This is a genomic window from Chitinivibrionia bacterium (genome assembly GCA_009779925.1).
Taxonomy (GTDB): domain Bacteria; phylum Fibrobacterota; class Chitinivibrionia; order Chitinivibrionales; family Chitinivibrionaceae; genus WRFX01.
This window is the reverse complement of record WRAZ01000015.1, coordinates 36,718-44,210: the sequence shown is the minus strand read 5'-3', so window position 1 is coordinate 44,210 and position 7,493 is coordinate 36,718. Positions and strand designations below refer to the sequence as shown.

General features: G+C 42.5%; 8 protein-coding genes. All 8 read left to right on the top strand.

Annotated elements, in window-relative coordinates:
* The coding region (locus tag FWE23_06190) for an FAD-dependent oxidoreductase (protein ID MCL2845024.1) at positions 1-521 on the top strand (521 nt) is incomplete at its 5' end.
* Between the two features lie 4 nt (positions 522-525).
* Positions 526-915: a NusG domain II-containing protein gene (locus FWE23_06185; GenBank protein MCL2845023.1), complete on the top strand. Its 390-nt coding sequence runs from the start codon at positions 526-528 to the stop codon at positions 913-915.
* Positions 905-1,975, top strand: coding sequence for a Gx transporter family protein (locus FWE23_06180; GenBank protein MCL2845022.1), 1,071 nt, complete (start codon positions 905-907; stop codon positions 1,973-1,975). Before FWE23_06185 ends, FWE23_06180 begins: the two co-directional genes overlap by 11 nt.
* An 82-nt stretch (positions 1,976-2,057) precedes the next feature.
* Positions 2,058-2,327, top strand: coding sequence for a hypothetical protein (locus FWE23_06175; GenBank protein ID MCL2845021.1), 270 nt, complete (start codon positions 2,058-2,060; stop codon positions 2,325-2,327).
* Positions 2,324-2,602, top strand: coding sequence for a Txe/YoeB family addiction module toxin (locus FWE23_06170; protein MCL2845020.1), 279 nt, complete (start codon positions 2,324-2,326; stop codon positions 2,600-2,602). Before FWE23_06175 ends, FWE23_06170 begins: the two co-directional genes overlap by 4 nt.
* Positions 2,603-2,995: 393 nt before the next feature.
* On the top strand, positions 2,996-4,507 hold the full coding sequence (locus tag FWE23_06165) for an IMP dehydrogenase (GenBank protein ID MCL2845019.1): 1,512 nt from the start codon (positions 2,996-2,998) through the stop codon (positions 4,505-4,507).
* Positions 4,504-5,142: an outer membrane lipoprotein carrier protein LolA gene (locus FWE23_06160; protein MCL2845018.1), complete on the top strand. Its 639-nt coding sequence runs from the start codon at positions 4,504-4,506 to the stop codon at positions 5,140-5,142. Before FWE23_06165 ends, FWE23_06160 begins: the two co-directional genes overlap by 4 nt.
* Positions 5,129-7,489: an MMPL family transporter gene (locus FWE23_06155; GenBank protein ID MCL2845017.1), complete on the top strand. Its 2,361-nt coding sequence runs from the start codon at positions 5,129-5,131 to the stop codon at positions 7,487-7,489. The genes FWE23_06160 and FWE23_06155 overlap by 14 nt, the downstream gene beginning before the upstream one ends.
* The last annotated feature ends 4 nt before the right edge of the window (positions 7,490-7,493 follow it).

The window sequence follows — 7,493 nt, the reverse complement described above, 5'->3', positions numbered from 1 at the left end:
TTTGCGACGGCGGACTTCCGATTTTTCGCAACAAAGACCTTGCCGTAATCGGCGGCGGCGACTCGGCAATCGAAGAGGCGATTTATTTGACAAAATTCGCGCAAAAAGTATATTTAATTCACAGAAGAGACGAGTTCAGAGGCAGTAAAATTATGCAACAGCATTTGGCTAAAACTCCGAAAATCGAAGTGCTTCTCAATAAAATCCCCGTTGAATTTTACGGCGAAAAACTGCTCGCGGGAATGAAATTAAAAGATACTAAAACAGACGAAATTTCGGATTTACCCGTCAGCGGCTGTTTTGAGGCGATTGGCAATATTCCAAACACTGCGTTTTTGCAAGATTTGGTAAAATTGGACGAAAACGGATATATCGTCGTCGATGAAAACAATATGACGAACGTCGCGGGAATTTTTGCGGCGGGCGATGTTATGTGCCCGAATTACCGTCAAGCGGTAGTCGCCGCAGGAAACGGCGCAAAAGCCGCTCTGGCTACCGAAAAATGGCTGTTGAACAATTGATTTTATGAAATTATTCGCGCCTTTTGACATTTTTATCGCAATTTTTATAATTGGCGCGTTTGTTATCGTAGGGGCAGGTTTAAAACCTGCCCTTGCACCGCAAAATATCGACAAATTCATAATCTTCGCAGACGGCGAAAAAATAGAAATCCCACTTTCTGTCGACACAACAATAATTCGCAATTCGGTGAAAATCGTTCTGCAAAACCAAACCGCGCAATTTGTGAAAAGCGAATGTCGAAATCAGATTTGTACGTCAATCGGCGTTATTTCGAGCGGGCAAATTGTGTGTGTGCCGAATAGGGTTATGGTTTCTGTTCACCGAAGACCCGTTAGGGCAGGTTTTAAACCTGCCCCTACAAAAATGCCGAGGATAGATGTTTATGCTAATTGATAGACAGAATGAAAAAGCCGCGCTGTTTGTTATGGCGTTTCTTTTGGCGGGGATTGAGCGGTTTTTCCCTGTAATTCCTGTTTTGCCTTGGCTGAAAATCGGGCTTTTTCACGCGGTTGTTATGGTTTGGATTTACAGATACGGACTAATTGACGCGCTTGCCTTTGTTTTCATTCGTCAATGGGTTATTATGGCGTTTTTCGGCTTTGCAATTTTGCCGTTTGTGCTGGGAACAAGCGGGACTGTCGTTTCGGTGATTTTGGGCGCGGCGCTCATAAAATCGCGGAAATTCGGCGCAATCGCAATCGGGATTTTTTGTGCGATAGTTCATAATATCGTGCAATTGTTTGTGCTTTATCACATTATGGGCGGAAATTTCGTATGGCAGTGGCAATTACCGATAATGCTTGCGGTTTCGCTTTTTACGGGGGCGATAACGGGATTTTTGGCGGTGAAAATCAACGGAATTTCGTTTAATGATAATGTAGGGGCGTATTGCATACGCTCAAAAAACGATATGCAATGCAAAAAAAACGACAACGACAATATTGGCGATAGGGCGTATGCAATACGCCCCTACGGGATTGCCGTGTTAATTGTTGTAATCGCAACAACATTTATTTTTGAAAATTATATTTTTTACGCCGCAATATTTTTGGCGGGGTTAATTGTTTCTAAATTCATAAATTGCAGGTTGTTAGGCGCGGTTGAGTTTGTTAAGCGATACGGGATTTTCATTGTTGCGCTGTTTATTTCTTCTGCGTTTTATAATTATCAGGGCGCGTTGCATCATACTGCCAAGATTTCGCTTTGGTTTTTTCTTACGCCGTTTTTTCAAAAGAGTGGGTTCTATCAGTTGTTTTATGGCGCGCTTACTAAGATTTTCCCGCAAAAATATTCCGAAACGCTCAGCATTGGTGCAATAATGCCGCAAGTTTTTCCAAGCGTTTTGGAAGAAATTCCGAGTATTATCAAGAGTGTTTTTAAGAAACCCAAGAGCGCGGCGGAAATTTTGGCGAGGAAAACGTCGGAATTGTTGGCGCAATGGGGGAAAAATTAAAGTTTTCTTGTTTTTGCTCGTGGCAAATAGTATATTGTTTTTTTATAAACAAAAATTTATAGAAGCGGAAAGGTAAAATAATATGCCGCAGATGTTGCTGGAAGCTGAAAACAAACTTGACTTAAAACCATTTGCCCAAATAGCAAGAAAACAGGGCATTATCGTTCGCTATATTATTCAAAAAGAAAAGCAATCAAAAAAATCGCACAATCCAAGTCCAAGCGGTGATACTTGGTTTGACGACCCCAAAAATTTGGCGTATTTGAAAAATAGAATTGAAGCGTCAAAAACAGAGAAGCATTACGTTATAGGCAGAAATCAAAGCGTTCGGGAATTTTTTGATAAAATATGATTTACGAACTTGATATTCCTGAAAAAGTATTTAAAGAAATAGCAGATTACAAACGGACGGGTAATTTATCGGCTTTTAACAAAATAATGACATTTTTGGAAGAATTGAAAATACATCCAAGGACAGGAACAGGAAAACCTGAGCCGTTAAAATTCGGATTGAGAGAATTTTGGTCGAGAAGAATAACTCGTGAACATCGTTTGATTTACTCAATAAAAGATGAAGTTGTTATGGTTGAGATAATTTCTGCAAAAAGCCATTATGGAGATAAGTAATACAAAAAAAATCAATAATTATTTAACTTTCTTATCAAAAAAACAAGCAAATCCGACAATTTAGCATTATATTCTATTTCTGTATGCAATAATTTCGCTCTTTTTGCGTTATTTGATGAAGGGTTTACCGAACAGATAATTTTCAGGGATTTCGACTTCGTACTGCAAAAGTATGCTGGACTTGTTTCAGAAACTTGAACTTTGCGAGCGGATTACCCACCGTTGTCATAAAGGGATGGTTAAACGCTATCTTGATGTGGCGCAGAAAGGGCTTTTTTGTAATTTTGGGCGAATAAAATTTCCAACCATAAGAAAAAAAATAAACAAAATGGTCGGCAACCGTCGTCCGACCGTAGCGCATATATTATTTTACTGCCAAAAAGGAGTAAAATTATGGCTATTATTATCAACGACGTATCGAGGACATTCTCCGAATATCTTCTGATACCGCGGCTGAGCGAGAGAAAACACACTACGAACAACGTTTCTTTGAAAACTCCGATTTCGCGCTTTAAAATTGGCGAAGAACCGCGGCTTTCTTTAAATATTCCGTTTTCTGCGGCGAGTATGCAGGCGGTTTCGGGTGCGGAAATGGGTGTTGCGCTTGCCCGCGAGGGAGGAATGGCGTTTGTTTTTTGTTCGCAACCTATAGAAAATCAGGCGGCAATGATACGCTCCGTCAGGAATTTTAAGGCGGGATTTATTAAGAGCGACACAAATGTTTCGCCGACTACTTCGCTCAAAGATACGCTGAGATTGGTTTCGCAAACAAACCATTCCACGGTTGCAATAACCGAAAACGGTAAAAATAACGGTAAATTTTTGGGGATTTTGACCGACAAGGATTATTGGGCAAAGGAAGACGATTTGTCGAAGCCCGTCTCGGATTATATGACTCCCGTCGAAAAAGTTCATTCGTTGCCCGTGGGGGTTTCGCTTCACGACGCAAACGTTGCAATTCGCAGATGCCGCAAAGATTGTATGCCTGTTTTAACAAGCGAAGGCTACTTGGACTCCTTGGTTTTCCGCAAAGATTTTGTCGCTCACAACGACAATCCATACGAGCTCATAGACAACGAAAAACGACTTGTCGCCGCCGCGGGAATTAACACTCACGACTACAAAGAGCGCGTTCCAGCATTGGTCGAAGCAGGCGCAACCGTGTTTACAATAGACTCTTCGGACGGATTTTCGGAATACCAAAAAGATTGCGCGCTTTGGATAAAAGAAAACTACGGCGACAAAGTAATTGTAGGCGGCGGAAACGTAATAGCGGGCGACGGTTTCAGATATTTGGCGGACGAAGCGCAGCTCGATTTCATAAAAGTCGGGATAGGCGGCGGAAGTATCTGCATAACCCGCGAGCAAAAAGGAATAGGTCGCGGACAAGCAAGCGCGCTTATGGACGTGGTAAACGAGCGAAACCGTTATTTTGCGGAAAAAGGAATTTACGTGCCGATTTGCTCCGACGGCGGACTTGTAAACGACACTCAAATAATTATTGCGCTTGCGATGGGCGCCGATTTCGTGATGATGGGTCGCTATTTTGCAATGACCGACGAAAGTCCCACGCAAAAAATATCCATAAACGGACAACGCTACAAAGCGTATTGGGGCGAAGGCAGCAACCGCGCGCGAAATTGGCAACGCTACAGCGAAGGCGGCGCAAGCGGCGGCGCAATGAAGTTTGAAGAAGGCGTTGACGCTTATGTTCCCGCGATGGGCGCGCTTTCGGAGGCGTTGAGCATTTCGCTTGCAAAACTTAAAGCCACAATGTGCAACAACGGCGCGCTTACGCTTAAGGAATTTACCGATAACGCCGTATTAACGCGCATTTCCGAGCAGTCTTTTGTAGAAGGCGGCACAAGCAACGTAATGAAATTAAACGCGAACGCGAACGTATGACGACGCGGTTGAACAGAAAATCATTGTTTTTTATGCGTAAGGGCGGGTTTAAAACCCGCCCCTACATTATGTTTTTGATTTTTTGTTTATTTTTCTTTTTTATATCGTCTTTCGCTCAAAATCAGAGCGATTTGGAGCGATTGCATTCTCTTATGTTGCACGACAGTATTGTTCGCGCCGATTTTATCCAAACAAGACAAGTGGCGGCTCTTCCTGCTCCGCTTGTATCCGAAGGGCGGCTTTGGGTGGTAAGGGACAAAGGCGTAGTTTGGTTTTCGGTAGAGCCGCCGCCGATGTTTAAAGAAGTTATTCTTTTTAACGACGACAATTTATCGCGCCCGCAACAAGCAATGCTCGCCCCGCTTTTTACGGGAGATTTTTCGACCCTGCAAAGACGGTTTGACATAGAACTTTCGGAAAGCCAAAACGGCTGGCGATTAGTATTAAATCCGAGAAGCGCCGTAATCCGAAGCCGTTTAAGGCAAATAATAATAGCGGGCGCGCACGATTACAGACATTTGGACGTCGCCATAATTTCTCCCGACAACAGCACAGTAGAAATCACCATTACTCCGCAAAGACCGACCGCGCAATTTTTAACGAGCGAAGAAGAGGCGCTTTTTGAAACACCTTAACGCAACAATTTACATAATCGCCCTCATTTTAGCGATTTTTTCCATTTTTTTCAGAGTAGAGCAAGGCGTAAATGTCGATTCTTCGGTTTTATCGCTTATCGGCGGCGACAAATCAAGGCAATTTATAAGGGATTTAACAGATAACGCCGCCGACGAATTATCGCGAAAAGCATTTTTCTTAATTTTGGACGAAGACGAGTACAACGCTGTAAATTCCGCAAAAAAAGTAATAGAAACGGCAAAAAACTCGGGAATTTTCACCGAAATTTTTTCAGGAACAACCCCCGAAACCGAAAGAGAATATTTTAATTGGTTTTTTGCGCAAAGATACACCCTTTTATCGGATAATATGCGGGATGTTGTAGGGGCGGGGTTTGCCCGCCCTAATATATGCACGTCCGATGTAAAAAATGTCGCGACAATTCAAGGGCGGGCAAACCCCGCCCCTACGGGGACGTCAACACAACGTTTCATCCAAAATTTCAACCAAAGAATTTTTGCGCCTATGCCCGATTTTTACGGTGAAAATTTAGTGCGCGACCCGTTAATGCTTTTTATGGACAAAATGCTCGAATTAAGAGGAAATTCTCTTTGGATTTCGGATGGCGGACTTCTGATTTATCCGTCGGATACAACAGCTGTCCTTATAACCGCCATACTTAAAGAAAACAGTTTTTCGCCGAGAGCGCAAAACGAGCTTGAAGCCTTGATTTCACAAATAAAACAAGAGATAAGTTCAGAAATTGCAGTAGTTTCCATAGCGCGCTTCGTAAAAGTAGGCTTTGACGAAGGCAAAAGAGACGCGGGGATAATAGGCGTAATTTCGCTTACGGTTATCGCCGTTATGTTTTTGGCGATATTTCGCAATATCTTCGTTATTTTTACGGGACTTATACCGATTTTCTGCGGATTGATTTTCGCATTTGCCGCGCTTTTTCTGTTTTCGTCCGAATTAAATGTAATTGCATTGTCTATGGGCGCGTGTTTTGTGGGCATTGTAATTGATTATTCTTTACATTATTTAGTGCAAAACGAAGATAATCCCCAAAAGCGGCTTAAAAACGTTTTCGGCGGAATAACATTAGGCGTAATTTCAACGATTGCAGGGTTTTGCGCGTTTTTTATAACGCCGATTGCGGGGCTTAGACACATAGCAATTATGAGCGTTTTCGGACTTTTGGGCGCGTATTTAAGCGTTGTAATTTTGTTTCCGAAAATAAAATACGCCAACAAAAAACTGCCGATAAAGCTTCCTCAAAATTCAATTCCGCAAGTCCCGTTTTGGGCGGTAATTTTAATTGCGGTTTTGGTCGCGGCGGTTTCAATCCCCGGACTTTTGAAAGTTCGCTTTAACGACGGCGTTGAAAATTTCACAAACCCCGCCCCGCTTCTCGAAGCCGAGGAAGCGCTTTTAAGAAGATTTACGCAAGGCAGTCAAGCAAACAGATTTTTGGTAGTCGTCGGCAAAAACGACAATGAAATGCTCAACGAATTATCGCGGGTATCAATACAACTTAACTCGCTGAAAAACGAGGGCGTTATAGGCGGTTTTCGTTCAATCGGACAATACGTGATAAGTGAAGAAGTCGCCGAACAAAACCGCAAAAATCTTCTTGAATTAATAACAAAAAACGACGGAGAAGTGCTTGCTCATCTGAGAAACCTCGGTTTCCAAGAGAACGTTCTGCAAAATTTAGTGAATGAATTATCGACGGAAAATTTTGTGCATTTCGACATAAACCAATTTTTTGCTTCTTCGGTATCGCGCGATTTTTCATCGACATTTATCCGCAACGATACTTTATCGGCGGCGCTTATTTTGCTCGAAAACATAAGAAATGAGGAACGGTTGAAATCGCTTGAAAACAGAGAAACGGTTTTTTATTTTAACCGAATTGGCGAAATCAGCGCAATTTTGCAGGAATATCGAGAAACAATGCTGAAGACAATAATCATTGCGGCGGCGGTAATTTTTATGTTTCTGCTGATTTATTTCAGCGTAAAAACAAACTTTTTATCAGCGATTACCGTGATAATTCCGCCGTTTTTAACCCTAATTTTAACGCAGGCGATTTTAGGCTATTTCGGCGTTGAGCAGAATTTAATGCACGCCGTCGGACAACTTCTTGTCTTGGGAATAGGCGTAGATTACGTAATTTTCCGAGCAAAAAGCAAAAAAGCCCCCAACGAAACCGAACTCGCGCTCTTGCTTTCCTGCATAACCTCGTTTATGGCGTTCGGACTTCTGTTTTTTGTAAACACCCCCGCGCTGAGGTCAATGGGCGAAGTAGTGGCGCTGGGCTTGGTGTTGTCGTATTTGTCTTCGTTTTTGGTGAGGAAGAGATAAAAAA

Excerpts from the sequence above, each read along its gene's own strand:
- FWE23_06185 (MCL2845023.1), top strand. The coding sequence starts at position 526 with ATGAAATTATTCGCGCCTTTTGACATTTTTATCGCAATTTTTATAATT.
- FWE23_06180 (MCL2845022.1), top strand. The coding sequence starts at position 905 with ATGCTAATTGATAGACAGAATGAAAAAGCCGCGCTGTTTGTTATGGCG.
- FWE23_06175 (MCL2845021.1), top strand. The coding sequence starts at position 2,058 with ATGCCGCAGATGTTGCTGGAAGCTGAAAACAAACTTGACTTAAAACCA.
- FWE23_06170 (MCL2845020.1), top strand. The coding sequence starts at position 2,324 with ATGATTTACGAACTTGATATTCCTGAAAAAGTATTTAAAGAAATAGCA.
- FWE23_06165 (MCL2845019.1), top strand. The coding sequence starts at position 2,996 with ATGGCTATTATTATCAACGACGTATCGAGGACATTCTCCGAATATCTT.
- FWE23_06160 (MCL2845018.1), top strand. The coding sequence starts at position 4,504 with ATGACGACGCGGTTGAACAGAAAATCATTGTTTTTTATGCGTAAGGGC.